Consider the following 26,898-nt stretch of genomic DNA (forward strand, 5'->3'; position numbering starts at 1 on the left):
ATGTTGTTAAAGGTTATTAGAAGAAAAGAGTAGTCTAGTAGTTTGTAATCAATTAGGTCTTTTATACTATGCTTAGCCCTGCTATACTAAAAATTACAGAATATTCCTGACGGAGGGTCATATGAATTTAGTTAAATTGACAGATAAATATTCCTTTCATAATTTCCAACAGGTTTGTGAGAGTATTAAAACGAAAATTGAAGCAATAACTAGGACAAAATCAATGATATTGGACTTGAGTGAAGTTACTTTTGTTGATCCTTTTGGAATGGTTACTATTTTGGGTTTATGTCGGCATATGTTTAATACTTATGGTGTTTGTACTAATATTGTTTTGCCAGAAGGTGATGCTGGGGCGTACATGGAGAGAGCGGGATTTGCAAGAATAATTCCACAGGACCATTTCATAACTGTGCAAAAACGTAAAAATATTAGAGATTATTTTAAACGTAATCAAAATATGGGGGTACTAAGGTTTTTTAATTCTGAAAAAGACATACAACCGATTAACGCAGAAGTAGAGGGTTGGATGGAGAGTAACAGTTTTTCCGAAGAAGACAAAAATAGTATCGCTATCTTTATCTCCGAAATGGTTCAAAATGTTGTTCAACATAGTAATACTCCACAACCTGGGGTACTCTGCATACAGTCGTATACTAATAAAAAAGGAGAACCTTTTTTGTCGTGGGCTATTGGTGATTCTGGGATAGGCATACGCCAAAGTTTGGTTGATGCCGGCGTTAACGATATGAATGGTATGGAAGATTCTCGTGTAATCCGCGAAGTAATACTCAAAGGGATTTCAAGATTTCAAGACGATATAACACGCGGAAATGGTTTGTCGAGACTATACAAAGCAGCACAAAAGAGAAGTGCAATACTATTTATCCATTCGCATTCGGGAATATTTGGTTTGAACATTACACAAGACAAACAGAAGAAAGTAGAAAATGATATCCCACTCGTGGCGGGAACAAATATTGGGTTTTATATTCGAAGTTGACAAGCCTATACAAGATAAAATATAATTATATTACAGCTTCACAGAAGTAGATGAAGGAGAATTACAATGGATAGATTTGAAATAGTAATGTCTGAACGGTATGGAGAACAGCTATGGGGTAGAGAACAAGGCAAATCAATCCGCGATGATATAATTGAATCTTTCTTAAACCAAAGACACAATGTTTTGCAACTGAATTTTAATGGTGTCACACGTATAGATTTCTCTTGTGCAAGTGAAATTGTATCTGTATTGATATTAAGATTATCAGGAGAATTAAAAGGCAGGCACTTGCTCGTATCCGGGTTAAGCAACTTTGTTGAAGAGAACATTGACGCAGCATTAGATAAAGCGGAATTGTGCAGTTTGGTTCTATTACAAGATGGATCATGGAAAATGATTGGCAGATACAGTGAGACATTACTACAAACATTAAGTAAAGTTATTGCACTTGGACAGGTTGATACCCCCACTTTAGCAGATTCATTAAAAATTGCTGTTACAAGTTGTAATAACCGTTTGAAAACACTTGTGAATTTAGGAATTGTCAGTAGAGAAGAGCAAATAGCTCCAACTGGCGGCAAGCAGTATATATATAACTCAATTATCTAAACTAAATTTTTTTTCGCTCTGATTCATCTCGTTGAGTGAAGGAGAAAAAGAAGATGAAGGAGATTTTATGAAAGGAGGTGAATAGAAATGGATTTTGCTATGAATAGAGGTATTCTTAAGTTTATCGCTCTTCCGATAATTCTTTTATGCATTACCATTTGGCTTATTATCCCAATGGGAAGTGCTGCAATAAATGCAGTTTTTGGTTCGAAAGTTACGACAGAGTATAAAGCAAAAGTTATCGGAATTACTGATAATAAAGCTACTTTAGAGTGGGATGAGCATAAATTTCCCTTGGACAAAAAAACTTACACTACACAAAAAAAAGTTATTGAGTTAAGTAATTATAAACATGTTAAGGTCGGTGACACTTTTGATATCGCTGTAACCGCTCCAGGTCTAATTCTTCAGATTGGAAGTAATTCGGAACGTGAAGTTGATGTGAAAGACCATAACCTGAATTTTGTCACTCTCCTATGGAGAACAACAATAAGTGATAAGTAATATAGCAATTTAATAAAAGAAATTATGCTATTTAGCAATTAAAGATACTGAGGTAAATTCGGGAGGTCACAATATTTAATGGATATAGCAAGATATAAAATTCTTTCGATTGATGGTGGCGGAATTAAAGGGTTGTATTCGGCAATTATTCTTCAAAAAATGGAAGAAGAATATGGATCAATTCATAAACATTTCGATCTAATATGTGGTACTTCCACTGGGGGGATTATCGCATTAGCTTTAGCCGCAGGAGTACCAGCTTCTGAAATAGTACGTTTTTACAAAGAAGCTGGACCCAAGATATTTCCATATAAAAGAAAATGGATGCGGAAATTACATTGGTTGAAACAAATCGGAATTATATCGAAATATTCGGATAAAGATCTTCGTAGCGCACTTACTAATGTTTTTGGTGATATGAGAATCGAGGATTGTAAAACCAATGTCCTTATACCTTCCGTTAACATAACGACTGGAGAGCCATATGTATTCAAATCCGACCATAATCCGCTATTAACTCGGGATAAAAAACGACTGCTTACTGAAGTAGCGCTTGCTACGTCTGCTGCACCGACTTATTTCCCGATTGTGCAATTGCAGACCAATAAAGGTGTCGAACAATTTGTAGATGGTGGTTTAGTAGCTAACAATCCATCTCTGTTGGGTATTCAAGAATACCTAAGATTTTATAAGAATGACGCCAGATACTCTAATTTTAGTTTGTTATCTATTTCAACTTTACATGAGCGCATTAAATTTCCAAACCCAGATAAAGTCTTCAAACGGAAATCGTTTGTAGGTTGGAAAGATGATCTAATATCCTTGATGATTGATTCGCAGAGTGGAGCGGTACATCATCATATTGAGTACCTACGTTCACATTTTGGTGGAGATTACATCAGGATTCCAAGTATGGAGCTTTCACCGAAAGAAAAAAAACATGTTCATCTTGATCTTGCTTCTCCTAAATCAATATCGATTTTAAATAATAAAGGATTAGAAGCTAGCAACGAATGGGTTGCAAATCAAGAAGTCAAGGCAATGTTTACTAATACAATTAAAGAGGAGATTGCTTAAATGGCAAATTGCAATGATTTATTTACTACTTTTCATGAAAAAATTTACCTGAGCTCGGACAAAAAAGAAAGTTTGCGTACATCCCGCAATGCTATTCGCACCAAAATTAGAAAGTATTTCAAAGATGAACTTGGGGTTTCAGAACCTAAGTTTTACGGTCAAGGCTCTTATATGATGAATACAACTATTGTTCCATTGGATGGCGAGTATGACGTTGATGATGGAGTATATTTGGAGCATTTGAAGGAAACGGATGAAGAAGATTGGGCAACTCCATCTGAAGTACATAACTGGATTATTAAAGCGACCGAGGGGCATACAGACACGGATCCGCTGGACAAGACCACTTGTGTACGTATTATCTATAAAGCAGAATATCATGTAGACCTTCCGATTTATGTGAAGAAAAAAGATGAACACCCTAAACTAGCACATAAATCAAAGGGCTGGATCGACAGTGATCCAAAAGAATTGACTAAGTGGTTTAATAATGAGGTTAAGGCAAAAGGGAGCCAATTAAAACGCCTAGTGCGTTATTTGAAGGCGTGGAAAGATTTTAATGAAGGTGAAACAAAACTCCCAAGCGGAATGTTTTTGAGCATTTTAGCAGCTAATCATTTTGTTTCTGATCACCCAGACGATGATGATGCGGCGCTATCGGCAACTGCAAAAGCTATTCATGAAGAGCTAACGGCGTCTTTCTCGCTTCTTAGACCGGTATTCCCAAATGAAGAACTAATGGCAGATTGGTCAGTCACAAGAAGGGATAACTTTTTGAATAAGTTGGAAAAGCTTATTCAAAAAGCAGGAGTGGCGTTAGAAACTCAAGAAAAAACTACAGCTTCAGAAAAGTGGATTGAGATTTTCGGGGACCGCTTCCCGGAATACGAGTCTACAGAAGATTCACGGTCGGAAACAAATACTGTAATCAAATCCTCTGCACCACCTGTACTAGGTAACCATGGAAGATCTGCGTAATCTAGAGGGCTACTACGAGGGAGTGCTGCAGTCTGCAGCACTCTATCTTACTGACAATTACCAAGCGGTTAAGGTAAGTCCTTTTGGGCTTGATAAAGAGTTGTTCCCATACACATTTAAAGTAAAGAATCATGAGCAGTATGAAATCATATTAGCACTACCTTTTAATTTTCCTGACGATTTTCCGACGGTACTCGTCCCTGAACCGCACTTTTCCAGATTATACCCAATGCCACACCTATCAAAAAGCAAGGTACTATGCACGTTTGATAGCAATGTTGCTCACCCAAACATGAATAATCCTGAAGGGGTTATCGACGAGGTTATTAGAAAGGCATATTTATTAATAAATGATGGGCTACTGGGAGAAAACCCTGATGATTACTACGACGAATTTGAATCCTATTGGGAGCAAGAAGCGGAAAGAAATATACTTTCACTAATTCACCTTACGCATGAACCGAAGAAAATTGACCTTATAACGTTCAAACATCCAAATTGGGAACAAACAATACTTGCTGCTGATTCAAGGAATGAAGGGGTGAAGTGGCTACTACAAGCTGGTGCTAAAATAGAACAAGGGACAAAAAAGGCGCTATTTATTCCACTTCAATCTATAGGTATTCCCCCATTTCCAAAATCAAATGGTGAATTGCTCAAATGTCTAAGAAAATATAGTCCGAATGCTGTAAAACCGCTGTTAGATTTCCTCAATGCAAATGGTAGACCCTCTACAGTTATTTTTTCTATTCCAAATGGAGAAGGGCAGATTATTGGATCTTGGGAGCATCCGAAGGCATTAAAATTTAAATCTAGTGCTTTTAAAGGAAAAGGAAAGGTTCAAAAGACGCTCAAAGGTTTTCGACCGGGTAAAGAAAATGCATTACTTGAGTTACAGCGTGATTTTAAGGACCTAAAGGTGAATAAATATCATTTGACCCGAGTGGATCGGGTAAGATTGTTTACACGCGGCGGCGATGGAAGTATTTCAACTAGCCGAAGAGTTGGCGTAATTGGTTGTGGTTCAATTGGAAGCCATCTAGCAAGGTCTCTGGTTGATATGGGTATTCATAAATTGCTATTGGTGGATAAGGAAAAACTAACTTTTGAGAATATTGCACGTCACCTTTGCGGCGCCAAAGAAGTAGGGAAATATAAAGTTGATGCCGTAAGTAAAATGATCACTTCTCATTTACCACATAGTGAAATTACAATTAATAACAATGATGTGTTGAAAGCTTTATGTGATTATGAAACACTGTTGAACCGTTGCGATTTTTCTATTGTGGCGGTTGGTCACTTACCAACTGAATTGCGACTTGACCAACTGCAAAAAGATGGATTGATTGATAAGCCATTACTGTATGTATGGGTTGAACCATATTTAGCTGGAGCTCACGCTGTTTACGTGGATCCTCAAAATGAAGGAAGCTTACGGGATTTGTTTGATGAGCATCACCGATTCATCCAAAGCGTTCTTGAAAATCCAGGACAATATTCAAAACGTGAAGCTGGTTGCCAAAGCTCATATGTACCATACGGAGTGAATGAAGTAAAAAGGTTTATTTCTGATTTAACAATTTTAATTCATGAGATAGAATCTGGAAGAATATCTGAAAACATGCTCTTTACATGGTTAGGTGATTTGAAATTACAACGTTCGTGCGGGAGGAAAATTGCCGGAAGATGGGCTGTCGCAGAAAACTATTCTGTGCGTAGATATCCTCTGAGTATTTTTAAAGGTGTTGAAGTCAGAAGGTGATGGAGTACAAATTTGGTGATAGATTGTTGATATTTAATCCAGAAGTTTTGAAAGTATTTTACTCGTACCGACAAGTAGGACGTCTCCAAAATGAAGCCGGTGGTATTTTACTAGGCAGAATATATAAAAATGAGAAAATTGTTATCGAAAATATTAGTACACCTTCATCTGCAGATAAATCAGGTAGATACTTTTTCGAGCGAAACGTTCAAAAAGCGCAAATGATTGTAAATAGAGCCTGGGAAGAATCTAATGGAGAAATCACCTATCTAGGAGAGTGGCATACTCACCCAGAGGCTATACCAACACCGTCAACTGTTGACAAAAAGTTGCTTACCAACATGTTAATTGATACAAAAATGGAAAATGATTATTTGTTCTTGGTCATAGTTGGCATTAGTGGTTATTATATAGGATCACAACATAAAGGTAAGAATCTTGAACAACTTATGGGGAAATAAAATTTTAGTATCTAAAAAAAGTGTGCAAAAGTTAGCAGTTAAACAAAGGAACGCTGGATCAATCAAAATTGATTCAGCGTTCCTTTGTTTAACTAGGGTTGCGTTTGAACAGTCCTGTAGAATTGATTTTTGAAGGTGTGATTTGAATGTTAAATGAATATGCTCTGGAAAAGTTGGCGGAAGCAAAGGCTAAAGAGATGGAACAATATTTTTATCAGAGTGGTTTATGTAAAAAAACAAACTTTCGCTTTAATTTGTACTCGCTGTTTATAAAACAAGAAAAAGTTTGTTGCAGTTGTTAAGTTTATGAAGAAAAGGGTCAATTTGCTTAGCAAATTGACCTTTTTCTTCATTTGTGTTCTTCGACTCATCTTTTATTAAAAAACTGACAATTCCCCTTAACAAAGCGTTCACCATTCGTACCTAATACGTATTCATCATCATGAGATTGAATAATTACATTCTCGCCAATAAGCTCACCTTGGAAAAAGATTGAAATTGGCTGTTGAAATACCCGCATACGTTCAAAGTCTGCATGCACGTTGAGTTGCCGTTGTTTTAACATGAATTATCTCCTTTAATAAAAAATGACATGAACCATTATCACATAAATAGGTAATGATTTACAGTATTTTCATTATTGGAAGATAAATAACTGCTAATTCACTCATAACCAGAACGAATGTTCCCAATCCATGGGTCAATCATTTCATCTTCAGTCCATTCTTTGCTTAATTCCGCTTTTATTATATCCTGATAATAAATCCATTCAGAATCCTCATTTCCGTTAAATGGATCGACAGAATCCAATCGAAAGCTATCTCGTTGGCTTCCATTCACAATGCCGGTTAAAGTGCGCGTTTGATACTCACCATATAAAGTGAGCTGAATAAATTTATTGTACATTTGAGATTGGCTCAACAATCCAGATATAAGCTGAACTTCTTGAAGGTCAAGATTAGTGCGTGGAAGCCGTTTAAGTTCGCGTTGCTGAAGTCGGATAGATTCTTTAAATTCAGGTCCAATGAAACGAGAAGATTCCCAGATGCCGTTCGCTTGAAGTTTCTTACCCATTAATACTCACACTCCATTTAAGAACGTTTGTTTGTATTATATAACGAGTACGTAATGAATACGCAAGTGAATTTTTTGAGTTTGAGGATAAATGGACTTTAGATTTAATTATTCCATACTCCTCTTTTTGCTGTTCAAGTAAAAGGCAGGATAATGAAGAATTATGAGGAATTATCAAATAAAGATTATTTCTAAGGGGTGTCAGAATGTTAAAAGAATCGCTTCTTAATGAAATAAAGCAAGATATGCTCAAAGAGATTAAAAATGCAGTAAAAGAAATAAAACTACGTGATTCAGACGAAGTTTGTTACATCTCCCTCTTCGGGTCTGACAATGAACCCGTCCTTGGTTTAATTACGCTAGGTATCAGATCCTATCGGGACAAAATGATTAAAGAAGAGCTCAATGAATATGATAGATTAGGATACTTGTGGAATTCTGCGGAAATGCCGGCTAATTATCAGATCGGGTTGGAACAAGTTATACCTTCATTTGCCGACAAACAACAACGATTTATGGAATTAACGGAGGAAGAAAGTTGGGATAAAACATGGGAGGATTGTCAACAAGTTAGATTTGAAGTTGCTTATCAATTGAATAGCTTTGACTGGAGCGAGATTATTCCTGTAACAAATGATTTTGTCTTATATTCGGAGTGGGAAGCTATCGACTTAAATGGTGGTGATTTAATCAAAAGCATCCCACCAGAAAAGTTACACTTATTAAAAGCTAATCGCTTGGCATAATTTTATTCCATAAACGAGAACTATAGGTTCAACATCGAAAGGGTTGCCGCTAATTAGCCTTTCTCTCAGCTAATGAGCATTTCTATATAATACATCTGCACTTAAGTTATGATGAAATATTTCCATCCCCACTAAACGTAAGGTTGTGTCATGTATGAATAAAGGACTCTCGATATTCGATAAATACACGGAGAAAGAAAACAATTTGACTAAGAGTCTCTTAGACTTGTTTCGCTTTTCAGACGTCTCATTGACGGGTATGTTCATACGAGAGTATATGGGGATTCAGGAACTCGAAGATTCAGACAATCCTACAAAGGGGTATCAGATGCAAATAGGAAGCGATCTAGCAATTCGAGCCGGCATTGGTTGTGTTGTTGGAATTACCAGTCTTCAAGGTCGCTCCACGAAGGAAAAGATACTTTCGGCTGTAGAAAAAGACACTATCCCCGATGCGATGATACGCTTAAATAATGTCATACTCCTAATTGAAGCTAAGGTTGCTGGTGCTGCTCATTTAAACTTGCAGCAGCTCAAGGATCATGAAAAGCGATTTGCAGTTGGTGAAACGATTCGCTCGCCCCTACAACGGTCATGGGAAGAGATGCATGAATTCTTCAAGAAGGTGCGTGAAGCCCATTCTTTTGATACTCTAACCATGTTTCTTCTGGACCAGTTTATATTAATGTTAGAAAACGCCGGCTACTCCAGAGTGAAATCAGAGGCATATATCTACGCACATTTTATGAACCACCCTTACGTACTGCATACGTTAGATAGAGCTCACCAATATCTAAAATCCTTGGACCGAGTGCATTGTAATGAGGACATATCGGATTGTTTTGGCTACGTGCTTATTAAACCGGACCAATTGAAGACCGTTAAGTTCTTTTCGATATCGAAATTCGCGAATGGCACCTATATTCTGCATTTGGTTCGTCCCGAAGACGCAACGATTCTTCAAGGGCAGGTAAATCAGCAATTCCCTAATAATATTAAAAAGAACCTAAAAGCTATCAAGGAGGTGCATATCAATATGTTTCTAGTTCATCATTTCGAGGATCTAAAGCATTATATTGATTATGCTTACCAGGATCGGTTTGCCAAACACTACAAGACCACAAAGCCAAACCAAATGATGATGAAGTATTGGGGCAGTCATTCTGGAATCATGAAGTAGACTGAACTGGCTGTTTAATAAAAACCAAATAGCACACAAGCAAAGCTAATGGAAAACTTTAGCTCAATAAACTATAAAGGGAGGTTGCCGCGATATCGGAAGCGGCTTCTTTTTCGCTGTACAGGCGCATAGGGTATTTAGTGTACTTTTATCTAACCAAACGGAGGGGTATGCTTGGAAAATACATTTGTAATTACCGTAGATATTTTGGTTGATCCAACTACAAAAAAGATTTCTGAAGGCGCATTTCTCACCGTTTTAGCGAAGGCAGAAAAACACTATAAAGATGTTCTCAAGAACTATAACCTCAGATGCCCACGGTGTAGAATCATTATCGGAGACAAGTTCAAAATGGGGATCCGAAGCACACTGGACATGATCTTAGACCCGCAGCTCGTTTTTTTTGCGGCGCACCCTTCTTGTATGGATGATCCGGTGAGCGGCGATTTGATGCTCAATGACCAAGGTGAAATCGAAGTGACCGCGAGCGCCTTTCTGAACTCGGAAGATGAAGTGTTGTCGTATCAGAAAGGGCTGGACCGCCACCTGAACATGCTTGAATTCGATAAGATCAATGGTGAATATAAAGTAGTGATGAGGAGCCAAAAGGCGATCAGCAACGGATCGATGGATCAATTAATCGCAGCCGCCACCGTGAGGTTCAAGGAAATAGAAGACCTCGGCGTTCCGATTAACTGCCCGGTTTGCCGTAATGCCGTACTAAGCAACCAAGAACGTTTTATTGCGATGATTCCACACGGTTCAGGCAAAGATGCAAACATCGAGATGGTTCATCAGCATTGCCGCAAGCGGTTTCAAAAAATTTATAGAAGCCAGGTGAATTAGATGGAACTATCTATACTGATAAATCTAGGCGAAAAGAGAGATCGCAAAAAATTCTGCCAAGCTGTAGTCGATGCAGAGTTGTATTTTGAGGAGCAGCTTATGAAAGGCGCAGCGGCTATTTGCAAAATATGCACCAAAAAACTTGGCACACGATTTCGTACTGCTTGCAGGGGGGAGATACAAGGAGGAAAAGCGGGGATAACTACAATTCATCCTGTGCATTTGCATTGCATTGAAGATCACGGCAATGCGGAGAAAATTTTAATGAGTGATTCGGGATACTACGATTTCTCTCCTCTTGATATGGTAGCCATGATAGATATTTTCGTGCATTTGAAAACTCTAGAAGAAAGTGGTCGACTTCCCGATATTCAAGATTACGAGGAGGAAAAGCGCAAGCATACACCGTCTCCACAAACGCCAGGCGAACCATTTTATACTTTGGCAGAAATAAAGGATGGGGTGCCGACAGATAAAATCAACAGCCATCCGGTAAATGGGAAATTAATGATGATTCTTTATGTGACAAGGAAAGTCGCCGACCAGGCTAAGGCGCTTAGTAAGTCTGAGGGTTGGGAGAATTTCCAAGTCTCAGGTGTCAATAAGCTAGCATTAAATCAGATCATTTCATCCGACACCGAAGTTCTAGTGGTCATGGGGTTCGAAGGAACAAGTGCAATTTCCATGCAGTTCAGTGGCAGCGAGATCGCGGAAGAATTAAAACCGGGAGGACGGATCAGCAGCATAATCAAGCGGCAACAATAAAAAGGCGGAAATGTAAAATAGTGCATCGATTTCTCGATGCACTATTTACATTTCACTGAAAAGCTTGACATGATTTATATAATTTCTCCCGCACGTCCCATACAAAACATCTCTCCAAAAACGTCCTTTTTTGAGGAACCTCTGAGTCGTTCTTTATTGCGCAGTTTTACGTTTTCGTTTAATGACGATAAACCAGCAGATAAAGAATATAATAGCCATTGCTGTAGCTGCGATGTGATCGCTATGAGTTCTCATCGATTATATATAAATGTCGTTGATTAAGCCTGGAGAAGGATAATAAAATACGGTAGGGGCTGCCGCGTTGCAGCCCTTCACTCCGTTAACAGGCAGGATAATTTATCCACATCGCCGAAGAATATCTGAAGTCGTCTTTCTTATTCATACGCTTAAAGAGGTGTGAACTACCGGGGGATTACAAAATGAAGGATAGGGGTAAGCATATGCGCTTAAATGAGTTGGATGTAATGCAGGACAAGCAGGTTTACTATTTCGTTAAGTTCACGAAACCGGAGTACGTTCAAGACCTTTTAGATGGTAATCTTTTTATGCAACCGTTGAAAAGCTTCATCGAACAAGAAGAACGTGAACAGGTACGTGGGCAAGGTGATAGACTTGAAGGGGCGGCAGTGGGTCAAGTGGAGAACCTAAGTGTCGTTGATAACCGAACAGGCGAAGTAGTAGCTGAGTTTGGAAAAAAAGGTATTATATTGCGCCATCCTGATGCCGGGTACGTTCCGGTGTTTTGCTTTACAGCTTTCACGAAAAATGATTTTGAAGTTGTCCAAGCAGACGAAGAATATGCCTACGTAAAACTAAGCCTTACCGAAGAAGACAAGCAGAAGATTATCGATAATTTCGGGAAAAGTGCCGTCATCTTGCCGAACGATTTTCCACATCTTGTAGCTGCAACAATTCAAGATGAACATTACGGACAAATAACAGGCGTTCGATACGTTGATTATTCTGCCGGGGTCATGTACAAAGAACAACTAGAACAATTTATTGAAGGAGACATCGGCTTGGCTTTTTGGAAAGAAGATTTTTTTAAGTACCAAAGAGAATTTCGACTAGCTTTCTCCACTATGCCGACCGATAAAGCGAACAAATACTCAATTGGCGACGTACTGAAAGACTGCATTGTTGTCGATATTAACTATTTTTTTGACGAAGCTATACACCGATTACCTCTTAAATAATAAACCTAATTTTTATTGTACTCTACTATAGTTGAATAAAGGCATTTCCGTAAAAGAAGAAACCCAACTCAATCCGAGTTGGGTTTTATATGTCCGCTTTGATAGTATTTATTAAAAAATTCAATTGGATACACAATTAATTGTTAAAAATCTTCTCAAATGCCACACGTTGTGAGGTTTAACATTCACTTATACCATAACTTTAAGTTTGTCCAAAACGTCTGATCAAAAATAGGGACCATTTATTTATGCGACATAATGTAATTGGTGCACGCATTCTATTGGTTTTGCTGATTTTTTTGGCATGTTAATGTCGAAGGCGGCGGACTATATGCAGTACCTGGATGCCGTTTCGTTATTATCCAGCTAGTCTAATATTCATTTTTCAAAAGATTGCTGACCAAAATACACAAAAAATATGCTTATTTCTTAGTAGAATATTTACGGATTTCACCACCTTCGGAAGGCTTTTTTGAATTAAATATTATTGTTTATATCCTTCTATCGAATTAATATGCATACTTTTTTGGGAAAATGGACATACACTCATTGAGGTGAGAATATGAACGGGAAAATTCCAAAAATTATTTCGGGTGAAAGTCTATCAAGTTTTATTTATCGACTCTGCAAAGCATTTCATTTCGATTCTTGTTTTTCTTTTGTTAGTCATTGGAACATGAGTGAGGAAAAACTAAAGAAAAATGAATTTTCTGTTAAGGAAATCGAACTAATTTCTGAGTTTTCTGATCAGAATAAAGAAATGCTATATGAAATGACCGGTGATAATTGGAGAGAAATTTGGGGGGCGGGATATTACAATAAATTAATTTTAAAGAATAAAATCAAATATTGTCCATGCTGTGTTAGAAATGAAATTGTTCACAAAAAAAACTGGACTATACTGCCTGTTGCAATATGCCCGGAGCATAAAATATTTCTCATTGACCGCTGCCAAGGTTGCAACTGTTTCATTTCAATGGACAACTTTATGTTCGGATTTTGTTTGAATTGTAGTTTTAAATTTTCGCAAGCAACGATTCAAATTGTTGATGAAAAATCAATTTTCTTTGAGTCGCAAATTTATTTAATCCAGAAAATTAGTAACACCACCTGTATTGTCAGCAATGAGGAATTTTTAAAACGTTTTTCTTCTCTGGAGATTTTTGCACTCAGCTTTTGTTCGTTCTATTTACTATCAGGACTGAAATCTTTTATTGATTCCGGAAGCGAATTTATTTCGCCATTTAGTAACGGAAAAGATAAATTGAAAAATCAAATTAACGCTGCAACAGCATTCGGAAATGTTTTTTGGATATTACATGAATTTCCGAAAAACTTCATACAAGTATTGGAAGCTTTTCACTCAAATAAGGAGAAAATTATTTATCTCCAAAAACCACGGTTTGAAAAGCTTTTTAAGCTAAAAAAATTCGAGTTCATTCATAAAGCGTACAATGAATTTTGGATTGGAAAATTTAATAATGGACAAATTCGTAAGGATTTTTCTGTTTTTAAGATTGATAAATCACTGATAAATCAAGCACAGATGCTTAGAAAGGATGAAATTAAAAATAGATTCAAAGTGACATATAACGCTATTGGTAAAATGAATCAGATTGGACTAATCCAAGCTAAATATATCCGAAGAGGGAAAAATATACGTTATTTAATTGATAGAGCATCGCTAGAAGCAGCGCTGCAATTGAATAGGTTATATATTACAAAATGCGACGCCGCAGAAATTCTAGGGGTACAGAAAGACTCAATCCCGAAACTAATAAATGCTGGTTTGTTGAAAATAAAAGAATCCCCTACTAAACAAGCTATGATTTTCAAACCTGACGTTGAAAATTTGTTGAGTCGAAGCAGAGGAGGATTAGTTGATGGTGAGATTCAGGGGATTCAATTTCATAAAGCGCTTATTAAATATAGTGTAAACGGGTTGAGTATTGCTAAGCTTTTAAATTTCACTGAAATTGGTGTATTGCACCCAATGACCAATATTACAAATGGAACGCTTGCAAATACATTCTATAGTGAAATTGAATTGGAAGAATGTATGTCATTTTTAAAGAAGGAAAAACAGAACCAGCACGGATATTACTTGCAAGATGTGATGCAATTATTGCACATTGGTGAGAAAAGTCTCAATAACTTGATGAAACTTGGAGTAATTTCCCCACAACGAGAGTTTACAATGAAGGATGGTCGAAAACATTTATTCTTTGAGAAGAATAGAATCGATACTTTTATTAAAGGACATTTGACAGTTGAGGAAGCAGCGCAAAAATTTCAAATATCTTCGTCCACCATACGAAGATATTTGAAATCAGGCAAATTAAACGATGCTATGAAAGGTGCTTGTAAAAACTATCTGATTTCTATTGAGGAGTTATCTTTGGTAGCGGCGGCAAAATAATTGCTGCCGCTTTTCTAATTCATACGTTTGAAAATGATTATATCAGACCACATTGATAATATGATATGAATATATGGGAGATATAATGAATGAAATGGGAGAATGCGAACTATTTATTTAGAATGCAAGAATTTATGGTCAAACAAGACCGTAAAATAGTAATTCCAATGACTCTAGCTAAGCTCAAGAAGATAAAAGGTGTAGGCGTGAGCAAAGAAAGTGTAGTGAATTCGCTTAATAACTTTAAAAATGGTGCATCGCCGACGGGTGAATATATTGAAGCATATCTACAAGTGATTGATGATCTGATAGGTGAGAATGGTGCTGTAGAAATCTTAAGTGGGAACTATCAACTAGATAGAACATTCGAACTTAGGCAACTGTTATTACAAATAACAAAAGGTAGGAGTTTACCAACTGAATTAAAAGAATATATTGATAAACCAGAAGTTTTATTTGAATTAACAGAAGTATTTTACAAAATAGTACATATTTGCTTTAGGGAAAAAGCTGACCCAGAAAACAACTTAGTTAGGTTTAGGCAATTTTTAGAGATATTCTACAATAAAAACGGCGCTAATTCATAAATTGAATTATGCCGTTTTTATTTTTTTGTTAATAATAAAGTCAGATTAGATAATTTGGTTTAAAAGAATAAAATACTTTCATCTGAATTTTACATTGTAACGACTTCGGGAATATATCGATAAAACCGCGGTATACAAGGGTTTTATTTGTTTAGTTGCCGCAAATAAATAATAGTAATGAGGCAGAAAATTCTATGCAATGATTTTCAACTTTACTCATGCTAACATGATTCCATAAATTGATTTATAGTATTTTCAATTAATGGACATACTGTAAAGGAGAGGTTAACTTGTCACTTCAGCTTCGTATTACGCCAAGCTCGGACGAAAGTTTGTATAGTATCCTTTTTCGAAACGCCGTGGCGTATAACTTCACGCATCTATCCGTTTTGTTTCCGGGCGATTCCAACCCTTATTCACTGTACAGTCGCAATATGAACTATTTCCATAATGCTATCTGGCAGCAGGCATTATACGAACAAGGAAATATGTTAGGCGTACATGTTGACAGTCATATATTGAATCAATTCGATTTAATATTGTTTGGCAAGGCTCCAACGAAAGATCAGAAACAACGGGTATTTGCAAGTGAATCAACAAAATATTGTATTCATTGTTTGCGGGAGCAATATTACCACCGGTTAAAATGGGATATTAACTTCATAACTACTTGCATTGATCACAATTGCTTTCTTATTGATCAATGCCCTGGCTGCTCTGGAAGCATTACGTTATCTCGGCTTATGCAGCGATACTGTGCATGTGGTCATGATTTTATAAAAGGTGAAATGGACTGCTTAGTGCCAAATGAGCTGATGATTTCCCAAACTATAATTCAAGCGTTGCTTGTAGGGTCACTCGATGAGGTAACCCTTGAAAACGGAACCGTAATCAGTTCAGAAGATTATTTTTATCTTTTCAATCTTATGGGTAGGCTGCTTGATTATTTTTCAGGTAAGCATCCTATATTCGCGGAAATCCCTTTAAGCATTAACAAGGTTAACTACCTCATAAGCAATATGATGCAGTACAACCAACCAAGGGATGTAACTATGTATAGCGTATTATCTGCGGTTATACACAGATTAATTGTGGACCCGGAAAGCTCTTTTGCTGACGTGCTTGTAACAGTTCAAGAAATGTCAGCGGGTGCCGGCAAAGGATTCAGATATAAGCGTGCTGCATTGCGTAAACTTATGGAATTCTCAAAAAGCACAACTTATCTAGATGTATACAAAAATCTGTTAAAAGAGGTGAATGATGCATATGTGCTTAAATTTGATATTTGTCGTGAAATTGAAGATCGGAAATTCTTGTCAATAACAGATACTCAGCGGCTGTTAAAGATATCACGAAAAGAGGTTGATCGCTTAACACATGCAGGTTTTCTGAATCAAGTTATAACTGGGGCAACGAAACTTATCAGCCGAGAGAGTATTGATGCATGGCTGTATAAACGCAGTCGACTTCTGAATTCATATCAAGTATCAGATTTGGTTGGATTATCTCCTCAAAGGATCCGTGAAATGGCACAGTCGGGAGTTCTTACACCTTTTTCGGGTCATAATGTTGATGGTTCTTTTCAGTGGTTATTTGAACTGAAAAATGTTAATCATTTTCTTAGTGAAACATTTAAACATAGAAAAGAGAAGGATGAAAAACTAGAATGGTTTTCATTCACACGCTTCTATGCAAAACTCCGTCCGCAAAGTATTTCGTTTGATAAAGCAATCGAGTTGCTGCAAGTTGGAAAGTTTACTTGCGCATTTGACAAGGAGCAACTGAATTTTAAAACTGTTTATATTTTAAAATCAGCGGTCAATGACTATTTGCAAGAACTTGCCAATGAAAGAATCGCTAGCTTTGGTTATACGGTTAGTGATGTTGCTCTTTTACTTGGATCATCAAGTAGTAGAGTTAAACGACTTGTTGAAATAGGGCAACTGCGATTTACATCCCAGTTTATTAACCAATGGGGGACAGTGTCGTACTATTTCGATCCCGATGAAATTAAAAAGTTTATCAACGCAGATAAAAACAAAAAGAAGTCACTGAAGTCGTAATTTGAGTAATCAAGAATAAAAAAGTGAAAAAATACAGGAAGGGAAGTATGGAAATGGGTTTAGGTCGTTTAGCAATTGGGCAAACAATCAAATGGAATAATGAAATCTTCACATTGTCAGGGCGTGCGGCAAAAAATAAGTGGCGTCTGCAAAGTGTGCAATTCCTAGATATTCAGGAAGTCGAGGAAGATGTATTAATAGAGGCAATTGGAAATAGGGAGATCCGGTTTTCGGAAAGTGGTAACGCCACAATTCAAACCGAGAATGGTTTTTTTGAATATGATTTTCCTGGTATCTTGCAGCTGCCAGAGAAGACTCAAAAAGAAATACACTTCCGATTTTTTGTTATAAAGCCTTTGATTCCATTTATTGAAAGCGGCAAAGGGTTAAGCAAGGAGGTGGATAAGCGAGAAACTGAACTAAAAAATACCGGTGAAGAATTATTAGGACATGCTCCACCCTCACGAGCAACCATCTACCGTTGGATTGCTTATTATCGTGATAGTCAATGTGACTGGAGAGCTCTAAAGCCAAATCATGAGAAATCACATAATACTCATTTTTCCCAACAAGTAGAAGATATTATTGACGACGTCATCGAAGGGCTTGGTGGAGAGCAGGTAACCAACGAAACATTACATGCTCAAGTGGAATCCCGAATTTTTGAAATAAATAGGTCAGAAGGATTAGAACTTGATATACCTTCAGAGTCAACGGTTTATCGAAGGTTAAAAAGTAAAGATCCCTTTGACATAGAAAAACAGAGATATGGGGAAGAGGTTGCATATAACAATCACGGCAATAAAAAAATGGGTATTACTGGTGAAGCACCACTAGCGCGAGTTGAAGTCGATCACACACCAGTTGATTTACTGCTGGTTGATAAAAACGGAGATGAGATTGGAAAAAAATGGTTGACAACAATAATGGATTCAAATACACGTACTATTCTTGGACACCATTTGAGTTACTCGCCTTCAGCAACTTCCATCTTGTACGCATTAAAAAATGCGATACGCTCCAAATCGTATATTAAAAGTAAATACCCCCATATCGAGTTAGAAAGCAACATTTATGGTGTTCCAAAAGTGATTGTTACTGACCGCGGTAGGGATTTTACTAGTAAGCATTTCGATAACACATGCCGTGTAATTGGCATTGAAATAGATCAATGTCCTCCACACATGCCGAGATTTAAAGGAAAAATTGAAAGGTTCTATGGAAGCATCAGTAAAGGATTGTTTCACCAATTGATAGGTACTACACTGTCAAATGTAGTAGAAAAGAAGAAGATCAATTATAAATCGGAGAAGAAGGCGGGTCTAACTGAAGAAGAGTTAGATGATCTTGTTCATCTTTGGATATACGGTGTGTATCATAAGAAAAAACATCGTGGCGCCTTAGGAGTTCCAAATGATTTATGGGACACGCGGACAAAAGGAATACCGAAAACGTTCCCGAGTAATCCGGACTGGGAATTACTTGTGGGGAAAACTGGCGACGGGACAATTCAACCTGAAGGAATTCGGTATCAATATCTCGACTACAATTCAGATGAATTACATCTTTTACGAAGGGGGCTTATTGCACAATCAATGCCGCTTAAAATAATGTTCGTATATGATACCGATAATATTGGACATATCCGAATTTTTGATCCAATAAATAAGCGACATATTAAGGTGCCGTGTACTGACTCTGATTATGCCGAAGGCTTATCCGAATATTTACACGGTAAAGTAATTGAATCAATGAACCAAAAGGATAGGCTGAATCGTGCAGCAAGATCACGTGCATTAAAACTTATAATGGATAAAACCAAGGCAGCTTCCATTACAAGTCGTAAGGCACGTCGAGAAATGAAGAGGATGAAATTTAAGAATGGCATGACGAAAGCAACCAAGAAAACAAAAGGGTTTCAAACGAATGAAGAGGTTCAAATTGATCACGTTTCTGAACCCAAACCACAAATCAGTTTGGTTCCGCCGCGCAAGCCAAAAGTATACACCAATTCAGATTGGGAGGGATCTACTTATGCTCGAAAAATTTTCTGACATGCAATGGCGACAACTGAAGATGGTAGAATCGATCCGTATAATGCATCCTAGAATAAAGGAGATTATAACATTGATATCAGAGTGTCATATGACACATGGTATAACACCTGAGCCACAATGTATGTTTGTTACTGGAGATTGGGGGTGTGGGAAAACCACTGTTGCCGAATTGTATAAACAGTGGTTACCTGAGACCAAACAGAAATTAATATTGACGGGAGAGGTTCCGACACCCACCAAAATTCCAGCAGTAGTTGAATACTTGCTCGGAAAAATCAATGACCCAGCTCCTACACGTGGCAAACTCGGTAATCAGTTAGACCGCCTTTTTCAAGGTTTGCACGATAGCGGAATTGAACTCATCATCTTGGATGAAGTACAACATTTGGTAAATACGGAAAATAATAAGGTCATCTCTGATGTTGCCGATTGGTTTAAGTCACTGGTAAACAGAACCAAAATTCCGGTAATATTGATTGGCTTAGATCATGCAAGAAAGGTGCTGACACAAAATCAACAGCTCGAAAGACGATTTGAAATTAAGCGAAAATTAGAGCCTTTTTATTATCACGACTCCGAAACTATTCATGAATTTCAGCGTTTTTTGTACGAATTTGATCGAATGCTGATTCCGATATTGGGATCAAGATCGAAACTGGATGACGATGAAATTAGCGAAAGAATTCACCATGTTACAGGAGGAAACATGAACAAAGTTGTGAAACTGATAAGAAGAGCGGCTAGAGAAGCAATATCAGAAAACAGCGAAAACATAACCTTCAAACATTTGTCAGAAGCTTTTGATTTTTATTACTCCGAGTCAGAGAAGCAAAACCCTTTTCATGTTGCATCATAATGAGAAGGTATCATCGGGATACCGATGATTACATAATTGTGAGAAACCATTTAATCCAGCAGCAATCATATAAATTATAATAATACACCGGATCCGGTGTTTTTTTATTTGCTTTAACAGTTAGAGGGCTCCAACAATTTATTTAGTCTCAGTATTTGTGAAATTTTACGGTTTTATCGCAAGAAATATGAATTAATGTCTCAAACTGCTCGAAAAAAGCCCCCATAAAATAAGGACTTTTAGCACCCGTTATCTCAATCTGCTCGACGGTCGACAATTGGAAGATGAAATGTCGTTGAGTTTGAACATAAATGTCGTCGGCCCGAGCCTTTATGGTATGGGCTTTTTTCATTTTTTCACTTTGAAATTTTGGCGGTTTAATATAATGTTTTGCGCTGATTATACGTGCAGGGACTTGGCAGAAAAATGTATTATAAAATGACATTTTTCTTTAAACTTACAGTATATTTCCGTTATCTAATAAATATAAAGAATAATCTTTGCTCTTGCAGAGATTGATGTACTATTTGAAAGGTTAATGGCTTTCTCAAAGTTGAAAGATACCAAGGACTGGGACTACTTTCTTAACTCGATTGACGAAGTTGTTTGAATAGGACAATTTATGATTTCCGTATACTCCTACTAAGGTACTAAATGGTGGGGAGGGGAAACTAATGTCCGAAGAGGAATTGCTTGTATTATCTTTTGATAATTTGGTATGCGATGTGGAAGGTAGTTATCATCTCGATGCAGGCAACTTAGAAGCAAGCCTCTTAGCTAATGGTTTATTTACTCCTTTATTAGTGGGGTCCAGATCATGAAGGGAAATATTACATAATTGATGGTTTTCGAAGATTTCGAGTGATGAAACAACATACTCATCTGTTTGATAGTATTTTCTGCAAAATATATGGAGAATTATCATCTAAAGAAAAAAGACAAATCTCAAGATTAAAATTGAAGAGAACGCAAAAGCGAACAACTTCTCTTGAGATGCAAAGGCTTGTTGAGGCGTCCGGAAATTCTGAAGAAATTATAAATGAACTTCCTGCAGTCACACAAAGACGTGTAAGACGTGCATTGGAAATTCCTCGTGCTTGGCGTGATGAAGTTGAAAAGAAGCGAAGAAGCCAAGATGCACTTGCAGTTATTTGGCATGATTTAGATGTCGATAAGGAGTTTAAAAACGAGCTTTTACAGCGTCTTGTTAACACCGACAAAATAAAGGTGGATCATGCAACTGCACTAAAGAAAATGGCTAATTTAAGAGCTTATCGCAAATTAACGTTTTATCAAAAGCAAATTGCAGTGGAGAATGTGTTAGTAGAGGCAAAGTTTACTGAAAGTGAAGCAGAAATGATAATTATCCAAAGCATCATGCAAACAGCACCAGATCCAGTATTTGCTGATTTTTGGGTCAATTTTTGCAGCTTTGAACTCAAACATGTTTCTGCTAAGCTTTCCAAGGAAATGGGCCCAATGATCCGCGATACAACAGTTACCCATTTGATTAGCGCTAGGGACGCGATAAATGATATCATAGATGATTTATTAGGGCAGCGTAGAGCTAGAGGAGTAAACCCAAAAGAGGATCAACTAAGAATGACGAACGAAATAGCAACTAAGAAAGAAAAGGCATCACTTCTGGATGCCGCAAAGTTCTCAAATGGAATTGACATAGTTAAGTCGAAAACTGTTAGATTCATTGCCCCTAGAGTGGAGAAAACTGAAAAAGGATTTAGTGTATTAATTTCGAGTGATTAATAACTTAAAGTAAGGGTTTTAAAGTGAGTATTAATAATGCAATCCGCCAAACCATAAACTAAATGCTGGAAAAAGAAAGAGAAGAAAAGTTTAATGTTAATATTGAAACAGTGAAAACTAAAATTTAACGTTGGCTAGACGAAATAGTGTAGAAGTATTACTCGCAAATCTTATCAAAGTATATTAGCTTCAGTTTATTATAAAATAGAGCCTGTTACGAATACTTTCATAAGTATAGTAACAGGCTTATTGGTGTTCTTGCGCTCAGAACATTGGAGATGGGAAGAATGAAATAATTGTAATATAATAGGAGATAGTGTAAACCGTATCTTACTAGAGACTAAATGATCGGGGATATTTATGAATTCTGATGATTCTAGACAGTTAACTGATGAAATTAGTGACACCCATAGTGCAGTGCCTTCATGGAGTGGATATGATTATCAAGGGAAAGTAGCAATTTATACAGTCCTTAGTTTAATAAATAGTATAGATATTAATGAAATAAGCGATTATGCATTAGAAATTGAGCATCTAGAAGATTTTTCAATAAAGTGTAATGGTGATTATCACTCGATACATCAAGTAAAAGCATATCAGAGTCAAAACAAATCAAAAATTAGTACATATAGAAGTGCAATTCTAGACTTAATGGGGAAATCTGCGAAGTTTAATTCGGTAAAGTATGCAAATTTACATTCGACTTGTGAAATTGAGAGCATTGAAAAGGAAGAGCTAGAAAAAGTATTAAAAGAATATGAGCCTACGAAAAAAGTTCATCAACAGGTGCATTATAAAGAGTTACTAAGTGAGAAGGAGAAATTTGATGAAGTATTTATAAAATTACGGTTGAATGATGATTATGAGGAATTACCATTTAAACGAATTGTAAATTTAGATGAGATCGAAGAAGAAGTTAAGGATCAAATTAGGAAGTTCTATAAAAGTAACGATAATCATGTTGATAAAGAGTTTTCTTTTATAGATGAAAATATTGATCATATTTATCAAAACTTAACAGCTATAATTGACGATTTAGTGAGATCAATTCATGTCAAAAAAACAACCGTTCCGGAAATCACTTTTTTAAGGATATTAACTATACTTAAAGAAGAGTTTATTTTTAAACTATCAATTAAGACCGCGGCAGCTTATTTAAAATTAACTCTACAAGAGTATTTTATTGATTTTTGTGAGGATTTTGGTATTTGTCCTTCTGATAACGAAATTCAATGTATTGCTTGGAATAATAACTGGAATTATTTAAAAGATTTAAGCGATGAAGAGTTTCTTACAATTTGTAAAAAACTATCACCAAATATACTTTCAAAAAATAATTCTATTAATATAAGGACTTATCGTGAGTTGATAAATAAAATCGGAGTTCAGAAAAATTTAATTCCAATAATAAATTTGGAGAGTAGATTTGAAATAAAATCTACAAGCATTAAAGAAGCATTTGTATTTAATAAGGATGGAGTCCATCATCTTATTACAACAATTGCAGAGTCAATGGGTCCTAATAGCGTAGAAAATATAGGAAAAAAAATATTCCAAAATTTAAAAAGTGATGATCAATTATCTTACATACTCTTTGATATTCATAAAATAATTACAACTGAGATTGAAGGTGCTTTTAGCGGTAACATTTTTGATGTTAAAAAAGCATATGAGAATGAACCAGATGGAATAGGAGTCAATAGTAAAGAAGCAATTACAAGTCCAAAACGGATGGATTTTTTGAAAATAGTATCAGCACTGGAGGAGCTTAAATGATAAATTTATTAAAAAAGATTTTCACAAAGAGTGGATTTCAAATTAGTAGTGACATATTAAGTAGTAGTTCAAATGCCTTTTTTGCTGAGAGGACCAACGATGGTAAGTTTGATTTTTTTGTTATTGTGAGCATTAATAAATTAAAATTAATTGATAATTACACCGATTTATTTGAAGATTACTATTCAACTATAATAACGAATAGGCAGGGTTTTATCGGAATAGAAAAAAACCTTTCATTGATATTATTGATGGAATCAAATTCATTGCAATTTTCTAAAGAGCAAAGTGCATTTATTTATGATATAGAAGAAGATCCTTATTTTTTCAAGAAATATGTATTAGTGTATACACAACAACAACAGGAACTAGTTATTGAGAGAATAAATCAGGAGAATGAAATAATTGAATATTTGAATGATTTCTTATTGAATCCTAACTATTTTAATAGTTTTAAGCGAAGTCAAGATTCAGAGATTGCAATGGAATATGATTTAGTTTCAAAGCTTTTTATCAAAATTCCCTTCTTAAATATGAAACATGAGATTAAAAAGCTAATTAAATTATCAGATGAGATACGAAGTAAAATGGAAGAAAGTGATTGGCTTTTTTATAATGGACTTTTAGAAAACTTTTTAAATAACAAAAATAATGATCCCAATATTGAACAAATAATAAGTTATTTAGGGGTTGATATTGATGAATAAATATATGCTGAATAGAATACATATACAAAACTTTAAATCAGTTGATAACGCTATTATTTCTTTTAATGGAGCGATATTAACAGTACTTGATGGGCCAAATGGATTTGGGAAGACTACAATTTATGATGCAGTTGAATTTCTAGTAACAGGGAAAATAAGAAGGGTTTATTCCAATTCGATAGTGACTAATAATAGAGGATTTACTGATCATTTACTGAGTAAAGATCAATACTTACCAACAGTAATTAAAATTGAATTTATTAATATTGATAATTCCAAGGATCGTTGTGTCATTTCTAGAGAATTTTCTGCGACTACTTTTTCAAATACACAAAAACGTCCTAATACAAATGATTTTATAAAAATATATAATCTATATGAATATGAAAGTTTTGAAAGTGAAAAAAAGAAAAAAATTTCTGAAGAGAGAATGAATGAGCTGCTATCTACTAAAAATTTAAAAGATGAATTTTCATTGTTTCACTACATTGAACAAGATGAAAGTGCGCACTTGCTAAAAAAAAATGAAAAAGATCGTATGCAAGTAATTTCAAAACTCTTCAATATTGAAACTGAAATGGAACAAAAAAAATTTCTAGACAATGTTAAGAGAAAATTAATGACAAATAAATCACAAACTGAAAGGCAAATTAAGCAAATGGAAGGTAGCTTAAACATTACCTTAACCAAGAACATAGAAAAAGTGCAATATCTACAACTCATTAAGAGTGAGGATTTAGAGATTCTGTGGGATAAAGAAAATGTTGAACCTCTTGATAAGGATATTAAAGAGCTATATTTAAATGAAATAGACGATATTTCTAAACTAGTACAATATTGGGATGAATATAAGCAGCAATTAAAAAATATTGAAATACAAAAAATAATTAGTAATGATAAAAGGATAAAAGCAATTATTATTTTTAGTGAATTTAAAGATGACTATAGCAAAATTGAGGAAGAATATAAAAAACAAGAAAATCTAAGGAATGTACTGCTGAAAATAAAAAATAAAGAAATAATACATGAGAACATTGATTGGGTATATTTGTTCGATTTAGCCAATATTCAAATTGATGGGAGCATGTTCACTCAAAGAATTAGCCTATTAGAAATTCTGGATAGGTCAGCTAGTACGATATCTAAATTAGTTGAGAAGATGGATAAAACCCGCGAAAGTTTATTTGAAGATTACAAGCAATATTTACATGATAGAAATAAAGAAAATATTGATTGTCCTTTATGTGGTGACCGAAAGCATAGCTTACTTGAACTAACTGAAGAATTTGAGGCTAAATCAAATGAATTAAGAAAAGATTACAGTGAATCAACTAAAAAAATAAAGAGTGAAATAGATGAAATATATAAATTATACGTTAATGAATTAGTCGAAAATCTTGATAAAGTGCTTGAGGGAGAAAATAGGCTTGATAATCAATTTGTTGAACAATTAAGACAGTATGTTGATGTAATTTCTGATTACCCTAAAGCACTTGAATGGTTCAAAAATCTTAACATCGATATGTCTGAATTTATTAATAAAAACAAAAAGTATGTATCTGAGCTTGATCGATTGGTAGTAAACATTACGCTAAAATTAGAAAGTTCTAAAGTTGAAGTTAGTGATTTTTGTAAAGAAAACCTTATGATTTTTGATCAATTGTATAAGAATCGATTTCTTAAAAAAGAGAATATTCTCATGTCATTACATCAAGAAGATTTACAACAGAAAAAAAACTATATTGAATACCTGTATTTGATTCAAGCAAGTAAACTTTATAATGAACATAGGAAATTAAAAAAAAGGTTAGATAAGATTAATGATAATATTTCAAGGTTGAATAGAATAACCCCTATATTCACGGAGGCAATAAATAAGTACAGAGGTAAGATGATTAGTGATGTAGAAATTCCATTCTATATTTATAGTGGTAAGATTATTCAGAATCATCAGAGAGGTATAGGTGTCTTCATCAAGGAAGAAGAGGATTCTAATCAGTCGACAGTTGAAAGTCAGTTGAAAGCAATAAATTTTGTTCCACCAGCCAAAACTGATCATGATATCATTCATTCCTTCAGTTCAGGCCAAATTTCATCAACAGTAATAGCATTAACATTAGCAATAAATAAAGTTTATAATATTGGCGGAATCTCGACGATACTTATTGATGATCCAGTTCAAACTATGGATGAAATGAATATGGCTTCATTTATTGAGTTATTGAGAAATGATTTTAATAACAAACAAATTATACTTTCTACTCATGAAGACAGAGTATCATTGTTCATGCGATATAAATTTCAAAAGTATGGTTTAAAAGTTAATAATATTAATGTAAAAGAACACTTGTACAAAGATTTGCTTGAGAATGAAAATTTCAATCTATAAAAAATATGGAGTCTACTAATATTTATTTAGTAGACTCCATATTTTTTTACATCCA

General features: G+C 35.4%; 24 protein-coding genes. 22 read left to right on the forward strand and 2 right to left on the reverse strand.

Translation table 11 applies throughout. The features are described 5' to 3' along the window. The first annotated feature begins 121 nt into the window (after positions 1-121). From ASG85_RS14175 to ASG85_RS14205, 7 genes are all read left to right on the forward strand, one after another. Complete coding sequence (locus ASG85_RS14175) at positions 122-1,003, forward strand: STAS domain-containing protein (RefSeq protein ID WP_060646559.1); 882 nt, start codon at positions 122-124, stop codon at positions 1,001-1,003. Positions 1,004-1,069: 66 nt separating this feature from the next. Further along, positions 1,070-1,615, forward strand: a complete 546-nt coding sequence (locus ASG85_RS14180; RefSeq protein WP_060646560.1) for a hypothetical protein — start codon at positions 1,070-1,072, stop codon at positions 1,613-1,615. Between the two features lie 87 nt (positions 1,616-1,702). Next, positions 1,703-2,119, forward strand: coding sequence for a hypothetical protein (locus ASG85_RS14185; protein ID WP_060646561.1), 417 nt, complete (start codon positions 1,703-1,705; stop codon positions 2,117-2,119). A 78-nt stretch (positions 2,120-2,197) separates the two neighbouring features. After that, positions 2,198-3,196 carry a CBASS cGAMP-activated phospholipase gene (locus ASG85_RS14190; RefSeq protein ID WP_060646562.1) on the forward strand — a complete coding sequence of 333 codons (999 nt, stop codon included), beginning with the start codon at positions 2,198-2,200 and terminating at the stop codon, positions 3,194-3,196. Beyond that, entirely contained in the window at positions 3,197-4,174 is a 978-nt protein-coding gene (locus ASG85_RS14195) for a CBASS cGAMP synthase (protein WP_060646563.1), read from the forward strand. Then, complete coding sequence (locus tag ASG85_RS14200; protein ID WP_060646564.1) at positions 4,158-5,936, forward strand: ThiF family adenylyltransferase; 1,779 nt, start codon at positions 4,158-4,160, stop codon at positions 5,934-5,936. Before ASG85_RS14195 ends, ASG85_RS14200 begins: the two co-directional genes overlap by 17 nt. Further along, on the forward strand, positions 5,936-6,397 hold the full coding sequence (locus ASG85_RS14205; protein WP_060646565.1) for a Mov34/MPN/PAD-1 family protein: 462 nt from the start codon (positions 5,936-5,938) through the stop codon (positions 6,395-6,397). The genes ASG85_RS14200 and ASG85_RS14205 overlap by 1 nt, the downstream gene beginning before the upstream one ends. 367 nt (positions 6,398-6,764) lie before the next feature. Here ASG85_RS14205 and ASG85_RS14210 read toward each other — a convergent pair whose 3' ends face one another. Together ASG85_RS14210 and ASG85_RS14215 are read right to left on the reverse strand one after the other, a co-directional pair. After that, positions 6,765-6,962: a hypothetical protein gene (locus ASG85_RS14210; RefSeq protein ID WP_060646566.1), complete on the reverse strand. Its 198-nt coding sequence runs from the start codon at positions 6,960-6,962 to the stop codon at positions 6,765-6,767. A gap of 98 nt (positions 6,963-7,060) precedes the next feature. After that, positions 7,061-7,471: a YolD-like family protein gene (locus tag ASG85_RS14215; protein WP_060646567.1), complete on the reverse strand. Its 411-nt coding sequence runs from the start codon at positions 7,469-7,471 to the stop codon at positions 7,061-7,063. A gap of 206 nt (positions 7,472-7,677) precedes the next feature. On the opposite strand from ASG85_RS14215, the gene ASG85_RS14220 reads away from it, so the two are divergent. The 15 genes from ASG85_RS14220 to ASG85_RS14290 all read left to right on the forward strand — a co-directional run bounded on the left by ASG85_RS14220 (position 7,678) and on the right by ASG85_RS14290 (position 26,843). Then, positions 7,678-8,217, forward strand: a complete 540-nt coding sequence (locus tag ASG85_RS14220; protein ID WP_060646568.1) for a hypothetical protein — start codon at positions 7,678-7,680, stop codon at positions 8,215-8,217. 154 nt (positions 8,218-8,371) lie between these two features. Further along, entirely contained in the window at positions 8,372-9,397 is a 1,026-nt protein-coding gene (locus ASG85_RS14225) for a hypothetical protein (protein ID WP_060646569.1), read from the forward strand. A gap of 174 nt (positions 9,398-9,571) precedes the next feature. Then, positions 9,572-10,243 (forward strand): hypothetical protein, encoded by a 672-nt coding sequence (locus tag ASG85_RS14230; RefSeq protein WP_060646570.1) that lies wholly within the window; start codon positions 9,572-9,574, stop codon positions 10,241-10,243. Positions 10,244-10,342: 99 nt separating this feature from the next. Continuing rightward, complete coding sequence (locus ASG85_RS14235) at positions 10,343-11,008, forward strand: hypothetical protein (protein WP_156396562.1); 666 nt, start codon at positions 10,343-10,345, stop codon at positions 11,006-11,008. Between the two features lie 440 nt (positions 11,009-11,448). Further along, entirely contained in the window at positions 11,449-12,225 is a 777-nt protein-coding gene (locus ASG85_RS14240; protein ID WP_060646572.1) for a hypothetical protein, read from the forward strand. Between the two features lie 562 nt (positions 12,226-12,787). Next, complete coding sequence (locus ASG85_RS14245) at positions 12,788-14,644, forward strand: TniQ family protein (protein WP_060646573.1); 1,857 nt, start codon at positions 12,788-12,790, stop codon at positions 14,642-14,644. 89 nt (positions 14,645-14,733) lie between these two features. Then, entirely contained in the window at positions 14,734-15,231 is a 498-nt protein-coding gene (locus ASG85_RS14250; RefSeq protein ID WP_060646574.1) for a hypothetical protein, read from the forward strand. Positions 15,232-15,521: 290 nt separating this feature from the next. Then, entirely contained in the window at positions 15,522-17,294 is a 1,773-nt protein-coding gene (locus ASG85_RS14255; RefSeq protein ID WP_060646575.1) for a TniQ family protein, read from the forward strand. 47 nt (positions 17,295-17,341) lie between these two features. Beyond that, complete coding sequence (locus tag ASG85_RS14260; RefSeq protein WP_060646576.1) at positions 17,342-19,348, forward strand: DDE-type integrase/transposase/recombinase; 2,007 nt, start codon at positions 17,342-17,344, stop codon at positions 19,346-19,348. Next, positions 19,329-20,207, forward strand: a complete 879-nt coding sequence (locus ASG85_RS14265) for a TniB family NTP-binding protein (RefSeq protein ID WP_060646577.1) — start codon at positions 19,329-19,331, stop codon at positions 20,205-20,207. Before ASG85_RS14260 ends, ASG85_RS14265 begins: the two co-directional genes overlap by 20 nt. Before the next feature lie 674 nt (positions 20,208-20,881). Next, on the forward strand, positions 20,882-21,028 hold the full coding sequence (locus ASG85_RS37835; RefSeq protein WP_156396563.1) for a hypothetical protein: 147 nt from the start codon (positions 20,882-20,884) through the stop codon (positions 21,026-21,028). 43 nt (positions 21,029-21,071) lie between these two features. Next, positions 21,072-21,971, forward strand: coding sequence for a hypothetical protein (locus ASG85_RS14275; protein WP_060646579.1), 900 nt, complete (start codon positions 21,072-21,074; stop codon positions 21,969-21,971). Positions 21,972-22,331: 360 nt separating this feature from the next. Further along, positions 22,332-23,747, forward strand: coding sequence for an ABC-three component system protein (locus tag ASG85_RS14280; RefSeq protein WP_060646580.1), 1,416 nt, complete (start codon positions 22,332-22,334; stop codon positions 23,745-23,747). Then, positions 23,744-24,454, forward strand: a complete 711-nt coding sequence (locus ASG85_RS14285; RefSeq protein ID WP_060646581.1) for an ABC-three component system middle component 1 — start codon at positions 23,744-23,746, stop codon at positions 24,452-24,454. The genes ASG85_RS14280 and ASG85_RS14285 overlap by 4 nt, the downstream gene beginning before the upstream one ends. After that, positions 24,447-26,843 (forward strand): AAA family ATPase, encoded by a 2,397-nt coding sequence (locus ASG85_RS14290; protein WP_060646582.1) that lies wholly within the window; start codon positions 24,447-24,449, stop codon positions 26,841-26,843. The genes ASG85_RS14285 and ASG85_RS14290 overlap by 8 nt, the downstream gene beginning before the upstream one ends. Positions 26,844-26,898 lie beyond the last annotated feature (55 nt).

It is taken from the genome of Paenibacillus sp. Soil724D2 (assembly GCF_001427935.1).
Classification (GTDB): Bacteria; Bacillota; Bacilli; order Paenibacillales; family NBRC-103111; genus Paenibacillus_E.

Bases quoted from the DNA above. Each gene is read 5' to 3' on its own strand.
- ASG85_RS37835 (WP_156396563.1), top strand. From the start codon at position 20,882: ATGTCCGAAGAGGAATTGCTTGTATTATCTTTTGATAATTTGGTATGC.
- ASG85_RS14215 (WP_060646567.1), bottom strand. From the start codon at position 7,471: ATGGGTAAGAAACTTCAAGCGAACGGCATCTGGGAATCTTCTCGTTTC.
- ASG85_RS14285 (WP_060646581.1), top strand. From the start codon at position 23,744: ATGATAAATTTATTAAAAAAGATTTTCACAAAGAGTGGATTTCAAATT.
- ASG85_RS14210 (WP_060646566.1), bottom strand. From the start codon at position 6,962: ATGTTAAAACAACGGCAACTCAACGTGCATGCAGACTTTGAACGTATG.
- ASG85_RS14290 (WP_060646582.1), top strand. From the start codon at position 24,447: ATGAATAAATATATGCTGAATAGAATACATATACAAAACTTTAAATCA.
- ASG85_RS14275 (WP_060646579.1), top strand. From the start codon at position 21,072: ATGAAACAACATACTCATCTGTTTGATAGTATTTTCTGCAAAATATAT.
- ASG85_RS14220 (WP_060646568.1), top strand. From the start codon at position 7,678: ATGTTAAAAGAATCGCTTCTTAATGAAATAAAGCAAGATATGCTCAAA.
- ASG85_RS14225 (WP_060646569.1), top strand. From the start codon at position 8,372: ATGAATAAAGGACTCTCGATATTCGATAAATACACGGAGAAAGAAAAC.
- ASG85_RS14200 (WP_060646564.1), top strand. From the start codon at position 4,158: ATGGAAGATCTGCGTAATCTAGAGGGCTACTACGAGGGAGTGCTGCAG.
- ASG85_RS14245 (WP_060646573.1), top strand. From the start codon at position 12,788: ATGAACGGGAAAATTCCAAAAATTATTTCGGGTGAAAGTCTATCAAGT.
- ASG85_RS14180 (WP_060646560.1), top strand. From the start codon at position 1,070: ATGGATAGATTTGAAATAGTAATGTCTGAACGGTATGGAGAACAGCTA.
- ASG85_RS14195 (WP_060646563.1), top strand. From the start codon at position 3,197: ATGGCAAATTGCAATGATTTATTTACTACTTTTCATGAAAAAATTTAC.
- ASG85_RS14205 (WP_060646565.1), top strand. From the start codon at position 5,936: ATGGAGTACAAATTTGGTGATAGATTGTTGATATTTAATCCAGAAGTT.
- ASG85_RS14190 (WP_060646562.1), top strand. From the start codon at position 2,198: ATGGATATAGCAAGATATAAAATTCTTTCGATTGATGGTGGCGGAATT.
- ASG85_RS14185 (WP_060646561.1), top strand. From the start codon at position 1,703: ATGGATTTTGCTATGAATAGAGGTATTCTTAAGTTTATCGCTCTTCCG.
- ASG85_RS14280 (WP_060646580.1), top strand. From the start codon at position 22,332: ATGAATTCTGATGATTCTAGACAGTTAACTGATGAAATTAGTGACACC.
- ASG85_RS14250 (WP_060646574.1), top strand. From the start codon at position 14,734: ATGAAATGGGAGAATGCGAACTATTTATTTAGAATGCAAGAATTTATG.
- ASG85_RS14175 (WP_060646559.1), top strand. From the start codon at position 122: ATGAATTTAGTTAAATTGACAGATAAATATTCCTTTCATAATTTCCAA.
- ASG85_RS14265 (WP_060646577.1), top strand. From the start codon at position 19,329: ATGCTCGAAAAATTTTCTGACATGCAATGGCGACAACTGAAGATGGTA.
- ASG85_RS14260 (WP_060646576.1), top strand. From the start codon at position 17,342: ATGGAAATGGGTTTAGGTCGTTTAGCAATTGGGCAAACAATCAAATGG.
- ASG85_RS14240 (WP_060646572.1), top strand. From the start codon at position 11,449: ATGAAGGATAGGGGTAAGCATATGCGCTTAAATGAGTTGGATGTAATG.
- ASG85_RS14235 (WP_156396562.1), top strand. From the start codon at position 10,343: ATGAAAGGCGCAGCGGCTATTTGCAAAATATGCACCAAAAAACTTGGC.